Here is an 18,486-nt window from a genome sequence, read left to right on the forward strand (position 1 = left end):
ATCCTTCCTGCAGGTAATCACTTTGCTGATCATAGCAATTTCGGTTGTTTTTTTCAAGTTAGCGATTGTATAAAAAAGGAAATCATGTTCCGCTTTAATGATCGTAATTGATCATATATAATCATAAATGAAAGAGAAACGAAAAGTGAGTGATTGTAGCGATGTTCGCAGAAGAGCGAAAGCAACAGATTCTTCATTATCTTGCACAACAGGATCGTGCTTCGGTGGGTGAGTTGAGTGAGGCCTTCGATGTATCTGAGGTAACGATACGGCGGGATCTAAAGGAGTTAGAACAGGAGGGATTGTTACGGCGAACACATGGAGGGGCATTATCCAATCGCACGGAGACGGCATTTGAACCCAGTATGATAGAAAAGGAATCCGCTTATGCCGAGGAAAAAGAACGAATCGCTCAGCAGGCATACGCATTGATTCAACCGGGAGAGACATTGTTGTTGGATTCCGGAACCACCGTCCATGCACTGGCTCGCTTGTTGCTTTCCAGCGAAGGGGTAAAAGTGGTGACCAATTCTAACCCTGTTTTGCAAACGCTTTCCCAGGTGGAGAGCATCGAACTGATCAGTACAGGAGGAATGGTACGGTCCAGCATGCAGTCGATGGTGGGTCCTTTTGCGGAACAAGTGTTGCAATCGCTTCATGTGGATCGCCTTTTTCTAGGGATGAACGGTATTCATCTAGAGCGGGGGCTTACCACTCCCCATCTGCTGGAAGCCCGAATCAAACAACAAATGATTCAAGCAGCGCGGGAGGTTGTACTCCTCTGCGACTCCAGCAAGTTGGGACAGACGGCCTTTACACATGTAGCTCCATTACAGGCAGTCCACCGCCTGATTACAGACAAAGGGGCATCACCGGACATCGTCCGTGAAATGGAAGAACAAGGGGTGGAGGTGATTTTAACATGACATCGACTGAGCGTATACTGACGATCACCTTAAACCCAGCTCTGGACAAGACGATAAATCTGCCGCTGTTGGCGCCTGGGGAAGTAAACCGGGCGCAATCGATCCGGGTAGACCCCGGTGGCAAAGGGATCAATGTTTCCCGTGCCCTCGCTTTATGGGGGGGTGATACTTTGGCTGCCGGTTTGCTCGGCAAAGAAAATAGTCGATTGCTGATCAACCGTTTGGAAAAGTTGAGTATCCCCACTTCTTTTGTGGAAGTGGATGGGGAAACCCGAACCAATCTCAAAATGGTAGAAACGGAATCCAATCGGGTCACCGATTTAAATGAGCCGGGGTTTACCGTCAGTGATCAAGATTTAAAACACCTGAAACGACAATATGTCGAGTGGTTGGAACAAGCTTCATGGGTCATCCTTTCCGGTAGTCTTCCACCGGGGACGCCTACTGATTGGTACCGTGATTTAATCCAGGAAGCCCGTTCACGTGATAAGCAGGTGGTATTGGATTCTTCCGGCGAGGCATTGCGGAAAGGGATAGAAGCGGCTCCGACAGTGGTTAAGCCGAATCGCGAAGAGTTGGAGGACTTCCTCGGTAGGCCGATCCAAGGGGATGAAGATCTGTTAAAAGCGGCCCGCGCTTGGCTGTACCAGGGAGTGGAATGGGTGGTCGTCTCCTTGGGAGCGGATGGAGCCTGGTTTGTAACGATGGACGGCATTTATCGAACGTATCCGCCGCGAGTGAGCGAAGCCCATCCCGTCGGTGCCGGGGATGCGATGGTGGCGGGGCTGGTATGGGGGTTGTATCATGAGATGCCGCCAGCGAATATCGCTCGCTGGGCCACTGCATCGGGAGTCCATGCCGCGTCAAAACCGGGTACTCAGTTTGGGAACCATGCAGAAGTTAACCGCTGGATGGAACAGGTGACGCTGAAACGGTGGGATTGAGGTGTACAACCGGAATATGGAGGAAAATCCAGCTCTATTGATGATCAATCAACTGGAGGGTACTCAGTTCATAAAACTTAGAGGAGGGAACACACCGTGAAAAAGTTAATTGCTGTAACCGGCTGCCCAACAGGAATCGCTCATACTTATATGGCGGCGGAATCCTTGCAGCGGGCAGCCCAAGTGAAAGACGTTGAGATAAAAGTGGAGACCCGTGGGGCGACAGGAGTGGAAAATCGTCTGACGGAAGAGGATATTCTGGAAGCGCATGCGGTCATTTTATCCGCTGATGTCGATGTCGAAGAGGAGCGATTTGTCGATAAGCCGATAGTACGGGTGGCGTTGCGTGAGGCGATCAAAGAGGGAGAGCGCATTATCGAAGAGGCGTTGGCCCAGGAAGACGCACCGGAGCAAACGAAGGTGGAGAAAGAACCGGATTCCACCCCTGCTCCGTCGGCGAAAAAGAAATCCGGCACCGGTTTTTATCAGCATCTGATGAACGGGGTTTCCTTTATGCTTCCGCTGGTGGTAGCGGGAGGCCTGATTATTGCGTTATCCTTTACTTTTGGTATTCATGCTGCTGAAGAAGAGGGTTCACTTGCTGCTCAATTGATGCAAATTGGCGGTGGAAGCGCCTTCGCCCTCATGGTGCCGGTGTTGGCCGGGTTTATCGCTTATTCCATCGCCGACAAAGCAGGGTTGGCGCCTGGATTGGTCGGCGGGATGCTGGCTTCCCATACCGGAGCCGGTTTTCTCGGTGGGATTGTAGCCGGATTTCTCGCCGGTTATCTGGCACAGTGGCTGAAAAAAGTGATTCGCTTACCGCGAACGTTGGAAGGCTTAAAACCGATTATGATTATTCCCTTTGTCGCCACCCTGGCGGTAGGATTGTTGATGGTGTATGTGATCGGTACTCCTGTCAAAGGAATCATGGATGGCCTAACCGCCTGGTTACAGGGATTGGGTACCGGTAACGCTGCTTTGCTGGGGTTACTGTTGGGAGCGATGATGGCGGTGGATATGGGTGGTCCTGTCAACAAAGCAGCCTATACCTTTGGTGTGGGTCTGTTGGGAAGCGGAATTGAAGGACCAATGGCTGCCGTGATGGTGGCGGGGATGACTCCTCCCTTGGGGATCTGGCTGGCTACGTTGTTGGCGAAACAGAAGTTTAACCGTGAGGAACGAGAAGCGGGTAAAGCCGCCGGTGTGATGGGACTCGCCTTTATCACCGAAGGTGCGATCCCCTTCGCCGCTGCCGATCCTCTTCGCGTTATTCCTTCCTGTATCGCCGGATCCGCTATCGCAGGCGCTATCGCGATGGGACTGGGCAGTACCCTGGCCGCTCCTCATGGCGGTATCTTTGTCCTGCCGATTCCCCATGCCGTCGGTAACCTGGGGATGTTTGTTCTAGCGCTGGCGGTTGGAACGGTGGTAACTGCTACATTGCTGATGTTATTGAAGAAAAAGGTAACGACGGATCAGACGACTACTGTTTAAGGATTCTCGTCGATGTCTGAAGATAATACAACCTGTAAGCATGTCATACCGATGGAGTTATGATTTGCTCAATAAAGCTGGCGATTTATCGCTGGCTTTTTTTATTTGTGAGGAAAACTTCATCGGTTCAAAGAACTGGTTTTCTAATACTTTAGTTTTCATCAAAATATAAACCGATGCCGTTGACATACATGAATACATGCGCATATAATGCATATAAACGCGCATCTACATAACCGTATCACATCATACGGACAAAAAGCGGAGGAAGCGCCATGACCGATCATGAATCCAATCCAATCCACCCCTATGATCCGTTGGACGAAGAGACATTATTTATCGTAACGCAGACATTTAAAGCGTTGTCTGACCCGACGCGGGTGCGCATCCTGCATCTGCTGGCGGACCGGGAAATCTCCGTGACCGAGATTGCCGAGACACTGTCTCTTTCTCAATCGACGGTTTCCCATCAGTTACGCTTTCTGAAAAATCTACGCTTGGTCAAATTCCGGCGAGCGGGTACCACCATCTATTACTCCCCTGAGGATCAACATGTGATGAACCTGTTGAAGCAATCGATCAACCACGCCCTTCATGATTAAAGCGAAAAGGAGTCTAACACATGACGGAGTATCGGCTAAAAGGATTGTCTTGCCCGGATTGTGCTGCTGACTTGGAACGGTCGCTTCAGCAACTTCCCTACGGCGACACGGCCAAAATCTCATATGGAAGTGGAACGCTCCAAGTGGATGAACGAGCCGACCTCAAGCAGGTGAAGTCGGCTCTCTCCAAGGATGGAGTTACATTGGTACCCCCCGCTAGCAGTGACGATGGTCGCGATCAAGACCAAGATCACAGCGATATCGGCAGGAACCTCAAAATTGGACTGATCACGGCGACGGCACTTTATTTGCTCGCCCTTTTGTTGGAGGGAACCGTCAATCAGGGGCTTTTGATCGGTTTCTACTTGGCCGCCATGGCAATCAGCGGTTATAAAACCTTTCGCAAAGGGGTAATCAATCTTGTTCGTTTCCGCTTTACGATCGATACGTTGATGACCGTTGCTCTAATCGGGGCTATTGCCATCGGAGAATGGAAAGAGGGCACCTTGGTCGCCATTCTGTTTGGATTAAACGAATATCTGGAAGGGTTAGGAATGGAACGGGCACGTCGCTCCCTGGAGAAGTTGATGCAGGTGGCGCCACGTCAGGCTACCCTAATCACAGCGAGCGGGGAGCGAGTTGTGCCCATCCAAGAGCTGAAGGCGGATGATCTCGTGCTCGTCCGACCTGGGGAAAAAATCCCTTCTGACGGGGTAGTAGCCACTGGACGCAGTTCCGTCAATGAAGCGGCCATTACCGGGGAATCCTTGCCGACGGAGAAATTGGCGGGGGAGAAGGTGTTTGGAGGTAGTATCAACAACGAAGGTGTTCTCCGTATCCGGATTGAAAAAGCGTATGAGAATTCAACCATTTCCCGTATTCTGCAACTGGTCAAAGAAGCGCAAAACGCAAAAACGCCGACGGAGCAGTTTATCAATCGTTTTGCCCGTTATTACACCCCGCTTATTATGGCTCTTGCCGCCTTGGTAATGACGGTGCCGCCGCTGTTTACAGGAGCTGCTTGGGGTTCGTGGATTTATCAAGGGTTGGCTGTCTTGATTGTCGGCTGCCCCTGTGCCCTAATCCTCTCCTCCCCTGTTGCCAATCTCGCTGGCATTACCCGCAATGCGCGCAACGGGGTCCTGGTTAAGGGGTCCGCCCATTTGGAGCAATTGGGTAGACTGCGCTCGATTGCCTTTGATAAGACAGGTACCCTGACCAAAGGTCGTCCCCATGTGGAAGAAATGGTGCAATACCATTCGGATTTTCTCAAAATTGCAGGCGCAATTGAGAAAAACTCTTCCCATCCTCTGGCCCAGGCAGTGATCGAGAAGGTAAAAGCGGAAGGGGTGCCACTGCTGGAAGCGGAAGCGTTGGATACCCTTGTCGGTCAAGGGGTAACGGCGGTGATCGACGGGAAAGAATACTGGGCCGGAAACGAGCGGGCTCTCTCCCATTTGACCTTCCCTGCTGAGGTAGAGAGGGATATTAACAGGCTGAAGGAGAAGGGGTTTACCCTGGTCTTGATCGCTGATGACGAGAAAGTGCTGGGGTTGTTTGGACTCGCCGATGAGATTCGGGTAGAGAGTATCGAAGTGATTGGCGCCCTTCACGCTGCAGGGATTACAGAAACGGTCATGTTGACAGGAGACCATCCCCGTACAGCGGAAAAGGTGGCGAAAGCGATCGGAATTACCACCGTCCATGCGAGCCTTCTCCCGGAAGACAAGGTAGCACATGTAAAAGCACTTACCGCACAGGGGAAAACCGCAATGGTCGGCGATGGGATCAACGATTCTCCCGCCCTCGCTTCCGCCGATTTGGGCATTGCTATGGGCAAAGGGACCGACAGTGCCATTGAGATTGCCGATGTGGTTCTGATGCAGGATCATCTGGGTAAACTGCCGGCGGCGATTCGGATCGCCCGCCGCGTTAATAAGATTATCCGGCTAAATATCACCCTCGCCCTCGGTTTAAAGCTGCTTGCGCTGTTATTGACCATCCCCGGCTGGCTCACCCTGTGGATCGCCATCCTGTCCGATATGGGGGCGACGATTTTGGTTACAGTGATCAGTCTGAGCATCCTGTGGCAACGAAAGCAGACTAAAACCACTACAACTGCTTTGTTTTAAGGCAACACCCCCTATTGAACCGACTGCATCGATAGAAGGGAAAGGTGTAGTAGCAGAGGTTGAGAGCCCCGCTTATAGGGATTTGAGGCCAATGGAAGGCGGAATGCAGGTCTAATTTGTGGTCAAACTGAAAGTCCCGCTTATGGGGCTTATTTCTTTTTTGTGCGGAAATAATAAAAAGTATATAGCACATCCCCATTCTGGAGAAATGCAACCATGAAAATATGGCTCATCTATGGGTTTTTGGCTGTGGCGGTTTTTTCGGCCGCTATGGTGACCAATCTGTTGTTGGGGTTGGATTGGCCTGCCGCTGTGACAAAACTGAACAACAATTTTATCGCCTTGGAAAAAATGGAGAAAGGGATATTGATGATTTTGGTAGTCGTGCTGGTTCTCACCCCGATCCTTTCCCAGATTCGCTCGTCCCGATCGTAAGCGGTTTTTTGCGATTCCGGATCAGGGATACGACCCATAAAAGAAGTGGGATCAGGATCGTAAAGGGCAAATGAATATACGGAATGACGACCCATCCCGCTTCCATATGCTCCGTAAAGCTATCCGCTACGATCCAGCCTAAAAGCAGGATCGCGACTCCCACCGGAAACACCAACCGGTTTTTCGGCATGTTAGCCAGATCGGCCAAACCGATTAACGCGCTATAAAAGTAAAGGGCGATCCGAAAAAACACCCCGTTGATCAAAATGAAGACAGAGATGATCTCCATGTTTTGGAAAACATCCGCTACATTGATGATATTGACCATGGTCAGCAGCGGAAAGGTGGACCGCACCGCAAGATCGGCACCCAACACCGCGATCGTGAGGACGGCCATAAGGGAATGGAGAATACCACTAAAGATGACTGCCCACAGACCCATTTTTATTACGGACTGGGGTCGGTTTACATAGGGGAGAATCATCGTAAATACGATGATCTCAGCAAAAGGGATAATGTGGTAAGGAAGAGCGAGTTTCAACACGGCTGTCCATCCATTTTCCAACATGGGTTGCAGACGATCGGTATCTACAATCCCAGAGGCAAATATTAACATCACCGCAAACGCGCCGAATAGCATGATGACAACAAAATAGATTTCTCCTAGCCGTGCCACCACTTCGATTCCTAGATAAAGGACGTAGATGAGGACCAGCATCATCAGCACCATGGTGATTAACAACGGTAAGTTCTCCATGGTGGACAGGATGAGAAGGTCAGCTAGATCCCGTAAATTCCGAGCTGCCCCGTACAGGAAATAGATGATGTACAGATAGCCCAGTAGCGTTCCCAAGGGCTTGCCGAGAATGATTCGGGCATATCCCGTGAGGGGAAGGGTCGGATATCGATGGTGAAAGTAGATGTAAAGCGGGATCAATGGAAGGCAAATGGTCATGCCGAGCAGGATGGTCAACCAAGCGTCCTGTTCTGCCTTTGTCCACAGTCCCACGACCAAAGAGGTTCCAACGATATGCAAAACGACCAAGGTAAAAAACTGGTAAAGGTCGATTTTTGCTTTTTCCAAGAATGTTCACCCCTTCTTTTTCACACGGTTCGATATCAACCCTGTACCGCGTAGCAATGCTTCCACCTCAACAACGACATCACTTTCGGCGAATCGGTTGTTCCAGTTCTTTTTCAGTTTATCCCATTTTTTGGGATCGGAGCGATGGACGGCCTCACCAAAGCCGAAAATATCGCTTTTATGTTTTTGGGCCACTTTTACTGCTGCTTCTATGTCCTTTTTGATCGCTTGGGCGGTCCGTTCTTCCAATCGCTCAATGATTGCTCGATTATCTAAGTCAGCTGCACAGTGCACCTCCGCAACTTTTCCTTCTGTACGGATCTTGATGTGAAAACGTGGCTTTTTCCCATCGATTTCCGGCTCTAGTTTGGATTGTGCACGCAGTATTTCGATATTGATCGGTTCGGGTTTGTTTTGGGGGCAATCGATAACGACAATGGTTGAGCTAACTTTATTGAGAGCCCAGGTCAAGCCACGAGACTCCGATTCTCTCATCCAATGTTTGAGCCGGTCTCCTTTGAAGATTGCCATTCCGTTTAAGTCGATATGGGCGGGCGGAGCGGAGTTGGTTATATTGGTATCCTTAGCCCCCTCATTCGGATTGCCTTTTAATTCGACTCCGCCAATGGCGGGTTCCATCCCGGCACTGGCAATCGCATGGGCGGCATCCATTGCATTGATGGCAACATCTTCTCCCCACAATTCTTCTCCCATTGCCACCTGCTGCGATAATCGCAATGCCGAGATCTTTTGAATAGGGGTTAAGACTTTAAGAATGTTTTCCGCTGTGTCGTCCTTGGCAATGAGTAACTGTGCGTTCCAACGAAATTTATCATCCCGTTCGATCAAATCCATAATTTTTGTAATCCCTTCTTCTCGGGCCGCTTTCTCCCCGATTACCAGTATTTTTACATGGGGAGTCAAAATCCGGCGCGAGATTTTCTGAGCCGTTTTACGGTTGGCGACACCCAGCGTCGGTCCCGTTGTGGAAAAGGTATTGATCGGGGCTGCCGATCCTCCCCCTCCCTGTGGAGAGACACCGGATGGATTGACTTCTTGGTAGGTAACCCGGTACAATCCCGGTTTGATCAGATCGACCCCGATGCCGACCATAATTCCCAGTTCGTTTAGTTCACGTCGCCCCCAGCAACCGGTTGTCAGCATCGAGACGACCACGATGACTGTAATCCACCTTTTAAGAATCACATTACTCACCGTCCTTTGGCTCTTTCGAGGGAGTCGGGCGTAAATCATCCGCCATTCGGATCGGTTTTTCGTGGATCGATTTGGGACGCCGGATCATGGACCACCATGGAACACGGAATACGGTGTCCTTTTGGTCTGCCAAGACAAAAGGGGCAAGCGGCGATAAATAAGGGACTCCGAAGGAACGAAGGCTACACAGATGGGCTAGAACCGCGGTGATCAACAATAAAATGCCGTATAAACCAAAGGAAGCTCCAGCCACCATGAACAGAAAGCGCAGCAGGCGGGCGGGAATGGCAAAACCGTAGGAAGGGGCGGTAAAACTGGCGATAGCGGTGATGGCTACCACGATTACCATCGCTGCTGAGACCAAGCCCGCTCGAACCGCCGCTTCACCCAATACAATCGCTCCAACAATGGATACGGCTTGACCCACAGGGCGGGGCAAACGGATTCCTGCTTCCCGCATCACTTCAAACATCACTTCCATGACGAGTGCCTCGATAAAAGCGGGAAAGGGAATCGCCTCCCGTTGGGCTGCCAGGCTGATCAAAAACGGGGTGGGTAGCATTCCCTGGTGATAGGTGGTTACTGCGATATAAAGCGCAGGCAACAACATGGAAATCGTAAAGGATAGATAGCGAACAAACCGTAAAAAAATGCTGAGATTAAAGTTTTGATAGTAATCCTCCGGCGTTTGAAAAAATTGCACCAAAATCGTCGGCACAACTAACACGAAAGGGGTGCCATCCACTAAGATGGCGACCCGTCCTTCCAATAAATTTCCGGCGATGACATCAGGTCTTTCCGATGCGTATACAGTCGGAAAAGGAGAAAAGGTGGCGTCCCGGATCAGGTCTTCGATATATCCTGACTCTAGTACACCATCGATTTCGATTTGATCCAGCCGTTGCCGGACTTCCGCTACCAGCTTTTCGTCTACTATACCGTTGATGTACATAATGGCGACGTCAGTCTGTGTTTCTTTTCCGATCTGCCTCGTTTCCAGTCGCAGACGCGGACTTTTTATCCGTCGCCGAACCAGGGCGGTATTGGTGCGGATCAATTCGGTGAAGCTGTCCCGAGGGCCACGGACAGAGGCTTGGGAACTGGGTTCCTCGACCGCCCTCTTTTCTCCCCCTTTCGTCGCACAGCGAAAAGCTTCATTCCAACCGTCCATCAGAATAGCCGTTTCTCCGGATAAAATGCTTAATAACAATTGGTCCCAATCATGAACCGCTTTTATTTCACCGATCGCTAAGATGCGTGTCTTTACCCGTGCAAAGGTGTTTTCCGGTGTCGTGCGGTGGTAACTTTCGGATTCCAACAGCATGGATTTCATAATAAGATCGCCGATTCGATCACTGTTGACCAATCCATCGATATATACCAATGCAAACGGAATGGGTTTGTCACCCTTCGATTGGAATTGGCGAATGACCAGATCGGTGCTCTCACCCAGTTCTTCACGGATTTTTTCCAGATTGGCGTGCAAGTCATGGAAAAGCGTGGGTTGATTACTGTGAACCGAATCTTGCTGTCGATGATTTCTCCGTTTGCGGCGACGTTCCCGCCGACCGTTTGAACGCACTTAAATCGCTCCTCGCCTGTTGATCCCGTTTATTGTCTTCCATATCATTCTTCTTTAAACATCGACCCTCGATTTAGGTGATAAATAAAAAAAGCCGTGCGGATAAACCGCACGGCCAAATCCATCTAACGATTATAAACTGGAGCGAAGCTTCGTTCGATAACCCCATGTCAAGGAGTAATATCCATCGTCATTAATTTGTCCTCTGATGTTTGCCCATTTCCCTCATTTGTATGCTAACATTTACTAACAATAACAATCAACAAAAAATATTGATTTTTTTATATTTTAATAAAGGGGCTGTGAGAAATGCGCAATATTTTTATTCTAGTCCTGATCTTGTCGATGATGATCGGATGTCAATCTGAAGAAGTTTTTCATGGGGATGTGGATGGAGTGAGTTATGGTGTTGACGGTTTAAGTTTTAATGTGAAAAACGGGGACACGGAAAAGAAAGTTCGATTAGCTTTGGTTCAACTTCCAAAAGATGAAGTGTTAGAAAGAGAGATGGGACGGAAAGCGTTTAATTCCTATAAAGGCCACACGGTTACAGCGACGATTATTGACTCCGCCAAAGAGAAGTATCTATCAGCCCCCGCTTTTTTAACGCTGGATGATCAAGATATCGCCATTCCATTGATTGAAGAGGGCTACTTACGAGTAGACGAAGACTCTAAATATGCAGAGAAGTATCCAGAAAAAGTGAAAGCGTATCTGGATGCACAAGAGGTCGCTCAAAAAAATGAGCTTGGGATATGGGGAGCGGATGAAAACTAAAGGATTCAGTGCTTGAAAGCACTGAATCCTTATTTGAAGCTGGTTTAACTTTTTACAGTGGGCCCTGCGTTTTGAATCGTTTCACTTACATCCGTAAACCGAGCGAAGTTTTCTTGGAAGCGATGAGCCAGTTCCTGCGCTTTTTGGTCATAGGCGGTCGGGTCAGCCCAGGTGCGACGGGGTTGCAGGATGTTCGCAGGAACGCCGGGGCAAGAGTCGGGTACATAGACGCCGAACACCGGATCAGGGGTGAAAGTGGCCTGATCGAGGCTGCCGTTGAGAGCGGCTTTTACCATCGCACGGGTGTGGGCCAGTTTCATGCGCTCCCCGACACCGTAGGCGCCACCAGACCAGCCGGTGTTGACCAGGTAAACCCTGGCGCGGTGACGAGCGATCTTTTCACCCAACATTTCTGCGTATACCTTGGCCGGCCGCGGTAAAAAAGGTGCTCCAAAACAGGTGGAGAAGGTGGCTTCCGGTTCCGTCACTCCCCGTTCGGTACCGGCCAGTTTGCTGGTGTAGCCGGATAAAAAGTGGTACATGGCTTGTTCCGGTGTCAGTTTGGCAATGGGAGGGAGTACACCGAAGGCGTCGGCAGTTAAAAATAAGATCGTCTCCGGGTGCCCCCCTACACCGGGGATGCGAGCGCCGGGGATATGTTCCACCGGATAGGCGGCCCGAGTGTTTTCCGTGAGCGTGTTACTGCTGTAATCGGCCACACCACGGTGATCGACGGTGACATTTTCTAATACGGTTCCAAACTGAATCGCATTCCAGATCTGGGGTTCTTTCTCTTGAGACAACCCGATGCATTTGGCATAACAGCCGCCCTCAATGTTAAAGATCCCATTGTCAGACCAACCGTGCTCGTCATCCCCGATCAATTGCCGTTCGGGGTCGGCGGACAGTGTAGTTTTTCCTGTGCCCGACAGCCCAAAGAAGAGAGCGGTGTCACCAGTAGGACCCCGGTTAGCGGAACAGTGCATCGGCAAGACACCTTGTTGCGGCAACAGATAGTTCATGACGCTAAAAATCGACTTTTTCATTTCACCGGCGTAGCGGGTGCCGCCGATCAGGATGATACGACGTTCTAAGCTGACGGCGATAAATGTTTCCGAGCGGGTTCCGTCTTTCTCCGGATCGGCCATAAAGCCGGGCGCACTGATGACGGTAAACGCGGGTTGATGTTCTTTTAGCTCTTGATCTGTTGGGCGGACAAACAGCTGTCGCACAAACAGATTATGCCAGGCATATTCATTGATGACGCGCAACGGCAAACGAAAGTGAGGATCATTACCGGCATAACCGTCAAAGATGAAAACTTCTTTTGCGGACAAATAATGTTGCACCCGCTCCAATAAACGGTCAAAGACGGCCGGTTGCATCGGGCGATTGACACTGCCCCACTCAATCTGATCGTGACTGGACGGTTCGTCCACCAGATATTTGTCCTTGGGGGAGCGGCCCGTATATTTTCCGGTGGTAGCCAAAAAGGCCCCTGTGGAAGTAAGGGTTCCCTCCCCACGACGAAGCGCTTGTTCAACCAATTGAGACGTTGACAGATTTGAGTGGATCAATCCTTGAAATGACCAATCGACGGAGTTGTTTACGGAAACCTCGGTACCCATCAGTCCATCCTTTCTTTTGCGTTACATTATTGGTATGATAATGTTCTATATTGATCAATACGATGAAAAGAGTATAACACATTTGCTGTTATATTGGAAATAGGATGGACTAATCGTAAAAAGGGAGTATGGGGTTGGATTCTTTCCCCATTGACTTCATCCGCAATAAGTGGTATCTTCATACAGAATGAATACCTTAGCGGGAGTGTTTGAATGAGTCAGCTAGCGGAAGGAGCCGTCGTAAGCGGAGAAGTCGTCGCAATAAAACCCTTTGGGGCTTTTGTCAAGTTGGAATCAGGGGAGACTGGTCTAATTCATATTTCCCAAATCTCCGCCAAATTTGTGGAGAAAGTGGAAGATGAATTATCCATGGGGGATACCGTGAAGGCAAAGGTGCTTTCCATCGATCCATCCGGAAAAATCTCCCTCTCCATCAAAGCACTCAGCGACGACCGTCCTCGCGGCCCTCGTGGACGCCGCGGACGCGGAGGCGCGCCGGATTTTGAGGACATGATGAAAAAATGGATGAAAAGCAGCGAAGAGCGTTTAAGTGCATTGGCGGCCAAACAAAAAAAGGGGCGCTAAGCGTTTGTGCGCTTGGATAAAGGGGCATCTTCCGGTACTTTCGGGAGGTGTTTTTTATTGCGCTCAACAAATTGATTGTTTTTTGAATTGGGATAAAATGATAGAATCAATAAGCACCACTCTTTATCAACAGAAAATCATCCCATGTTGTTCTGCAACATGGATGGATTCATACGCAAGAAAGGTGGATGCCGGTGGAAGGGAAGCGGTTGGGAGGACGGTACGAAATCATGCATCGTATCGGCGGTGGCGGGATGGCGACGGTTTATCTGGCGGTCGATCAGACGCTGGAACGCCGTGTTGCAGTTAAGGTGATGAATGACTCCCTCAGCCATGATCAGGACTTTATCAAACGTTTTCTGCGGGAAGCCAAAGCTGCCGGGAGCCTGTCCCACCCCAACGTCGTCAATGTGTATGATGTCGGCCGTGAGCAAGATATCCATTATATTGTAATGGAATTGGTCAAGGGCAACAGTTTGATGGAAATGATCGAAGGAAGAAGTTTTCTTCCGGTCACAGAGGCTGTCCGTATAGCCATCCAGATGCTAGAGGGATTGGGGCACGCCCATGATAACGGGATTGTCCATCGTGATGTAAAACCACACAACATTATGGCAACACACGATGGGCGCTACAAGGTGACCGATTTTGGGGTTTCTCGTTTGTCACGTGCTTCCACCATTACGCAGACTGGATATGTGATGGGGTCGGTTCATTATTTTTCTCCGGAACAGGCCAAGGGAGCGGAGACAAGTCGATCATCGGATTTGTATTCAGTCGGTGTCGTTTTATATGAAATGGTAACAGGTAGACTCCCTTTTGACGGTGATGAAGCGATTGCTATCGCCCTGAAGCATCTGCAGGAGCCGGTTCCGGATCCACGGGTGATTCGACCGGATATTCCAGAGGCCTTGTGTCAGATTATTTTTCGAGCGATGGAAAAAGATCCGCAAGCGCGGTATCAGTCGGCACAAGAGATGATCACGGACTTAGAATCTTTTTTAAACGGCCAACCAGTCAACGCTTATCATGCTCCCCCGCAGGCTGAGAAATGGGAGCAGGAAGAAGAGACAAGCTCCTTTGACCCACCCCCTCGCCATTCCGATTCTCTCAGGGAAACGCGCTTCTCAGAAAAAAGAAAGCGGAGAGGAAAAAAGCGATGGTTCCTGGTGATCGGGGCATTGTTGGTGGCGGCTTTTTTGTACTTAACGGTGGTCGGTATCAGTTCCTTGATTGATTTCCTTGGCACGGATACGACTCAGCATGCAGATAATGGTGATTCGGAAGAACATGATTCAAACGCGGCAGAGGAAGAGATAGGCGATTATAATTGGGAGCAGGATATCCCTCCTTACGAACAAAACAACACCTTTCGCAGCATTAACTATACCGGTGAAGACGGTAATTATCATATTTCTTTAGAGACCAATGCATCGAACTTTTTCTACGATGTGATTGTAGTCGATGGAAATGGAAAGCGCACATTGGAAGAGAAGAAATCGGTATGGACCAGTATAAGTGACGATTACGCTGATGCTGAGTTTCAGGTCTCCCTGCCGTATAAAGATCTTCCCGAAGAAGGGCTGATCAAGCTAGCAATCTATACCGATGATTCCAATCGTATAGAGCACCATTTGGGAACGTTCGGGCAATAAAGGTGTACAACGCAGTCATCTCGTTAGGGGCCGACAAGCGCTCGGAGATGTTCGATGCCTTGTCGGCTTAATGCTTGTGGTGTATTGATGTCGGTCATTTCGATTATCAGCGGCGGTTATTTCTAATGCTAGCAGCGTACTTTTGGTCGAATATATTTTTCCAGATAGGCTGGAGTGATACAATCTTTCTAGTATCGAGCGGGATTTCGGTTCGCTGTTCATACAGAGAGGGTGATCGGTTTGGAAGGGAGTGTACTGGGAGGACGGTACGAAATCCTGGAACGCCTTGGCGGCGGAGGGATGGCGACGGTTTACCTGGCTCTCGACCAGGCGTTGGAACGCCGGGTTGCGGTCAAGGTGATGAATGATTCCCTCAGCCATGATCAAGGATTTATTAAACGTTTTCATCGGGAAGCCAAGGCTGCCGGGAGCCTGTCCCATCCCAACGTCGTCAACGTGTATGATGTCGACAGTGAAGAGGACATCTATTATATCGTAATGGAATTGGTGAAGGGCAAAAGCTTAATGGAACTGATCGAAGAGCGTGGCTCTCTCCCGGCCTCGGAAGCGGCCCAAATCGCCATCCAGGTGTTAGAAGGTTTGGAACATGCCCATGAAAACGGGATCGTCCATCGTGATATTAAACCGCACAATATCATGGTTAATGATAAAGGGCGCTTTAAGGTGACCGATTTTGGAATTTCTCGTGTGTCAAAGGCATCTACCATTACACAAACCGGTTCAGTAATTGGGACAGTCCACTATTTTTCTCCTGAACAAGCCAAAGGAAAGGAAACGAACAGCACTTCGGATCTGTACTCGGTCGGTATCGTCTTATATGAAATGGTGACGGGAACCATTCCCTTTGATGGTGAAGAAGCGATCGGTATTGCCCTTCAACACTTACAGGATCCGGTGCCTGACCCCCGTGCGATTCAGCCGGACATCCCTGAGTCCTTTTGCCAAATCATCTATCGGGCGATGGAGAAAGATCCAAAAGATCGGTTTCAAACGGCGCAAGAGATGATCGTCAGCTTACAACACTTTTTATATAACCATACTTCAGGGAGTTACCCCTTTCCGTTAATGGGAGAGAACAGTGCTGCTGCAGCGGAGGGGAAAAATTACCAGACACCAGCTCCCTATTGGTGGAACCCAAACGGACAACAGACACCGCCTCCCTATTGGAACCCAAACGGTCAACAGACACCGCCTCCACAAGCAAACGAAAATGGCCAACAGGCGCCACCTCCGCAAACAAGCGGACACGGCCAACAGACGCCGCCTCCGCAAGCAAGCGGATACGGGCAGCAGGCGCCACCTCCGCAAACAAGCGGACACAACCAACAGACGCCGCCTCCGCAAGCAAGCGGATACGGCCAACAGACGCCGCCTCCGCAAGCAAGCAAACACGGGCAGCAGACACCACCTCCACATGCAAGCGGACACGGGCAGCAGACACCGCCTCCACGTACAGCCTCCACCCCCAAAAAAGAGAAGGACAAAACAGGGTGCTTTCTGGTGGGCGGGGCTATACTGTCGGTATTGATCGGATTGACGGCAATTATTTTGTTTATCGGTTACTTTATTTTTAATGATTTCATACAAGGGTTTAATGAAGGATTTCGTGGAGGATACCAAGACGAGCCTAATCAAAGCGATGCGGAACAGGCTGATGACGATCAGTCTGATGAGACTGAGGCAGATGAGGTGGATGAAAATGGGGATTCCGCTGACACTGACACTGACTCTGATGCAGACGGTTATAATTGGAAGCAGGATATCCCCGAGAACGAAGGAAACGATACCTTTCAAAACTTCTCTCATGAAGGTGAAAACGGCAATTATACTGTAACGTTAGATGTGAAAATGGATGATTTTGCGTATAACTACGATGTGATCGTCTCTGATCAAAATGGAGAACGAACCGTTCGGGAAAAGCAGACCGGTATATCATATGGGGAAGGAACATCGAACTGGATCTTTGTGCGACAGGATGAACTCCCTGGGCCGGGAGGTTTGATCAAAGTGGCTTATTATAAACAGGACGGTTCAGAACGTACGGAATATCTGTTGGAAGAATTTTAGTAAGCATAGAGTAGCGAAGAACATTTAAAGAGAGACACTACTGGCACAGGTGTCGTTGAGTCAAGGGCAAGTGTGGACTTGCCCTTGTTTCATATTTTGTATTGCTGTTGGTAACCACATGAAGTGGCCGTCTTGAATACCCAGTGTCTCCGTTAATTTGGAGTCGTGCACACCTGCCCTCAGGGGTACCGATGGTAATCAAGCTAATTTTAGTATTGATGAAAGTGGGTGACAACCTTGAGTCCAAATGGACAACAGAGCTCCAGAAAAAAAGGTGGAGGAAAAATCGGGTGTTTTGTGGCGCTCGGGTGTGTGGCGATATTAATCGTATTAACAATCATTGTTTTGCTTGGAGGGTACTTCCTGTTTGGTGATTCAATCATGGAATTTGGTAAAGGACTGATCGGCCAGGGTGGTTCCAATGATAGTAAAGGCGGCGCTGGTCAGGCCGGTGACGCTTATAATTGGAAGAAAGATATCCCCGATAGTGAAGAAAATGATACTTTTCAAAACTTCGCTCATACCGGTGAAGACGGTAATTATGAAGTAACATTAGATGCCCATGATCGAGAGAGTCTGGTTTCGTTCGTGTTTCATTACGACATTATTGTCGCTGATCGCAAAGGCATACGAACCGTAAGCGAAAAGAATGTTGGCACAGGGTCTTTCGGTGAAGAAAAAGAAGAAGTAACGGTCTCCGTGAGTATGATGTCGGATGATGTTCCAGAGCAAGGCTTGATCAAAGTCGCTTTTTATAAACCGGATGGTTCAGAACGCACGGAATATTTGTTAGAAACGATTGAGTAATCGTGTGACCACAAAGCTGCATTTAAAAAGGCGAGATGCTGGCACGGTGTCGTTGAACCAAGGGCAAGTATTGATGGACTTGCCCTAACCTTCTTCCTGTTTTCGGTGCTGATGACCGGATATGGCGTCAGCCTCACATTCCCAGTGTCTCCGACTGAGTTGAAGTCAAGAAGTCATCAAGCCAATTTTAGTATATTAAAGAAGGTGTTAACCTTGGGTGCAAGTGAACGGCAAAACTCCGGGAAAAAAAGCAGAGGAAAAACAGGGTGTTTCGTGGCGATTGGGTGTGGGGCAGTTTTACTTGGGTTGATGGTCATTGTGATGCTTGTTGGCTACCTTATATTTGGCGTTTTTATAGACGAAATGATTTTCAGCTATTCCCCCTATGTTCCTGATTTTTATTATTATATTTCTCTCAAGAGAATAGAATTTTTACATTCCTTAGAAAATCTATTCTAGATCTAACCCGTTGGTAATGGTTAGTAAAACGTCTCGATAACGCAGGAAACGACACCATCATCATAACCCG

The 18,486-nt window shown here is 49.3% G+C and carries 16 protein-coding genes; 12 read left to right on the plus strand and 4 right to left on the minus strand.

Going from position 1 to position 18,486, the window contains the following annotated elements; genetic code table 11:
• The first annotated feature begins 149 nt into the window (after positions 1-149).
• From C8J48_RS00570 to C8J48_RS00595, 6 genes are all read left to right on the plus strand, one after another.
• Entirely contained in the window at positions 150-926 is a 777-nt protein-coding gene (locus C8J48_RS00570) for a DeoR/GlpR family DNA-binding transcription regulator (protein ID WP_107724458.1), read from the plus strand.
• Positions 923-1,870 carry a 1-phosphofructokinase gene (gene pfkB, locus C8J48_RS00575; RefSeq protein WP_107724459.1) on the plus strand — a complete coding sequence of 316 codons (948 nt, stop codon included), beginning with the start codon at positions 923-925 and terminating at the stop codon, positions 1,868-1,870. The genes C8J48_RS00570 and pfkB overlap by 4 nt, the downstream gene beginning before the upstream one ends.
• 96 nt (positions 1,871-1,966) lie before the next feature.
• Complete coding sequence (locus C8J48_RS00580) at positions 1,967-3,367, plus strand: PTS fructose transporter subunit IIC (protein ID WP_107724460.1); 1,401 nt, start codon at positions 1,967-1,969, stop codon at positions 3,365-3,367.
• A 275-nt stretch (positions 3,368-3,642) separates the two neighbouring features.
• Positions 3,643-3,969 (plus strand): ArsR/SmtB family transcription factor, encoded by a 327-nt coding sequence (locus C8J48_RS00585; RefSeq protein WP_107724461.1) that lies wholly within the window; start codon positions 3,643-3,645, stop codon positions 3,967-3,969.
• A 20-nt stretch (positions 3,970-3,989) separates the two neighbouring features.
• Positions 3,990-6,101 carry a heavy metal translocating P-type ATPase gene (locus tag C8J48_RS00590; RefSeq protein ID WP_107724462.1) on the plus strand — a complete coding sequence of 704 codons (2,112 nt, stop codon included), beginning with the start codon at positions 3,990-3,992 and terminating at the stop codon, positions 6,099-6,101.
• A gap of 216 nt (positions 6,102-6,317) precedes the next feature.
• A complete protein-coding gene (locus C8J48_RS00595; RefSeq protein WP_107724463.1) occupies positions 6,318-6,536 on the plus strand; it encodes a YczF family membrane protein in 219 nt (72 codons plus the stop codon).
• Here the strand turns inward: C8J48_RS00595 and C8J48_RS00600 are convergent.
• The 3 genes from C8J48_RS00600 to C8J48_RS00610 are packed head-to-tail and all read right to left on the minus strand — an operon-like array spanning position 6,496 to position 10,417.
• On the minus strand, positions 6,496-7,620 hold the full coding sequence (locus C8J48_RS00600; RefSeq protein WP_107724464.1) for a GerAB/ArcD/ProY family transporter: 1,125 nt from the start codon (positions 7,618-7,620) through the stop codon (positions 6,496-6,498). The two genes, C8J48_RS00595 and C8J48_RS00600, sit on opposite strands and share 41 nt — an antisense overlap.
• Before the next feature lie 6 nt (positions 7,621-7,626).
• Positions 7,627-8,835, minus strand: a complete 1,209-nt coding sequence (locus C8J48_RS00605; RefSeq protein ID WP_170105027.1) for a Ger(x)C family spore germination protein — start codon at positions 8,833-8,835, stop codon at positions 7,627-7,629.
• Positions 8,828-10,417, minus strand: a complete 1,590-nt coding sequence (locus C8J48_RS00610) for a spore germination protein (RefSeq protein WP_107724466.1) — start codon at positions 10,415-10,417, stop codon at positions 8,828-8,830. Before C8J48_RS00610 ends, C8J48_RS00605 begins: the two co-directional genes overlap by 8 nt.
• 309 nt (positions 10,418-10,726) lie before the next feature.
• Here C8J48_RS00610 and C8J48_RS00615 point away from each other — a divergent pair, with 309 nt between their 5' ends.
• The gene (locus C8J48_RS00615) at positions 10,727-11,194 is read left to right on the plus strand and encodes a thermonuclease family protein (protein ID WP_107724467.1); all 468 of its coding nucleotides are present in this window, start codon (positions 10,727-10,729) and stop codon (positions 11,192-11,194) included.
• A gap of 44 nt (positions 11,195-11,238) precedes the next feature.
• Here C8J48_RS00615 and pckA read toward each other — a convergent pair whose 3' ends face one another.
• Positions 11,239-12,822, minus strand: coding sequence for a phosphoenolpyruvate carboxykinase (ATP) (gene pckA / locus C8J48_RS00620; RefSeq protein WP_107724468.1), 1,584 nt, complete (start codon positions 12,820-12,822; stop codon positions 11,239-11,241).
• Between the two features lie 213 nt (positions 12,823-13,035).
• Here pckA and C8J48_RS00625 point away from each other — a divergent pair, with 213 nt between their 5' ends.
• From C8J48_RS00625 to C8J48_RS18505, 5 genes are all read left to right on the plus strand, one after another.
• Positions 13,036-13,407, plus strand: coding sequence for a S1 RNA-binding domain-containing protein (locus tag C8J48_RS00625; protein WP_107724469.1), 372 nt, complete (start codon positions 13,036-13,038; stop codon positions 13,405-13,407).
• A gap of 194 nt (positions 13,408-13,601) precedes the next feature.
• Positions 13,602-15,062 (plus strand): protein kinase domain-containing protein, encoded by a 1,461-nt coding sequence (locus C8J48_RS00630; RefSeq protein WP_107724470.1) that lies wholly within the window; start codon positions 13,602-13,604, stop codon positions 15,060-15,062.
• A 240-nt stretch (positions 15,063-15,302) separates the two neighbouring features.
• Complete coding sequence (locus C8J48_RS00635; RefSeq protein ID WP_107724471.1) at positions 15,303-17,150, plus strand: protein kinase domain-containing protein; 1,848 nt, start codon at positions 15,303-15,305, stop codon at positions 17,148-17,150.
• Between the two features lie 237 nt (positions 17,151-17,387).
• Complete coding sequence (locus C8J48_RS00640) at positions 17,388-17,957, plus strand: hypothetical protein (protein ID WP_107724472.1); 570 nt, start codon at positions 17,388-17,390, stop codon at positions 17,955-17,957.
• Positions 17,958-18,170: 213 nt separating this feature from the next.
• Positions 18,171-18,416 carry a hypothetical protein gene (locus tag C8J48_RS18505; RefSeq protein WP_146160427.1) on the plus strand — a complete coding sequence of 82 codons (246 nt, stop codon included), beginning with the start codon at positions 18,171-18,173 and terminating at the stop codon, positions 18,414-18,416.
• The last annotated feature ends 70 nt before the right edge of the window (positions 18,417-18,486 follow it).

The sequence above is a fragment of the Desmospora activa DSM 45169 genome (genome assembly GCF_003046315.1).
Taxonomy (GTDB): domain Bacteria; phylum Bacillota; class Bacilli; order Thermoactinomycetales; family DSM-45169; genus Desmospora; species Desmospora activa.

Excerpts from the sequence above, each read along its gene's own strand:
- C8J48_RS00590 (WP_107724462.1), top strand. The coding sequence starts at position 3,990 with ATGACGGAGTATCGGCTAAAAGGATTGTCTTGCCCGGATTGTGCTGCT.
- C8J48_RS00595 (WP_107724463.1), top strand. The coding sequence starts at position 6,318 with ATGAAAATATGGCTCATCTATGGGTTTTTGGCTGTGGCGGTTTTTTCG.
- pfkB (WP_107724459.1), top strand. The coding sequence starts at position 923 with ATGACATCGACTGAGCGTATACTGACGATCACCTTAAACCCAGCTCTG.
- C8J48_RS00615 (WP_107724467.1), top strand. The coding sequence starts at position 10,727 with ATGCGCAATATTTTTATTCTAGTCCTGATCTTGTCGATGATGATCGGA.
- C8J48_RS00625 (WP_107724469.1), top strand. The coding sequence starts at position 13,036 with ATGAGTCAGCTAGCGGAAGGAGCCGTCGTAAGCGGAGAAGTCGTCGCA.
- C8J48_RS00585 (WP_107724461.1), top strand. The coding sequence starts at position 3,643 with ATGACCGATCATGAATCCAATCCAATCCACCCCTATGATCCGTTGGAC.
- pckA (WP_107724468.1), bottom strand. The coding sequence starts at position 12,822 with ATGGGTACCGAGGTTTCCGTAAACAACTCCGTCGATTGGTCATTTCAA.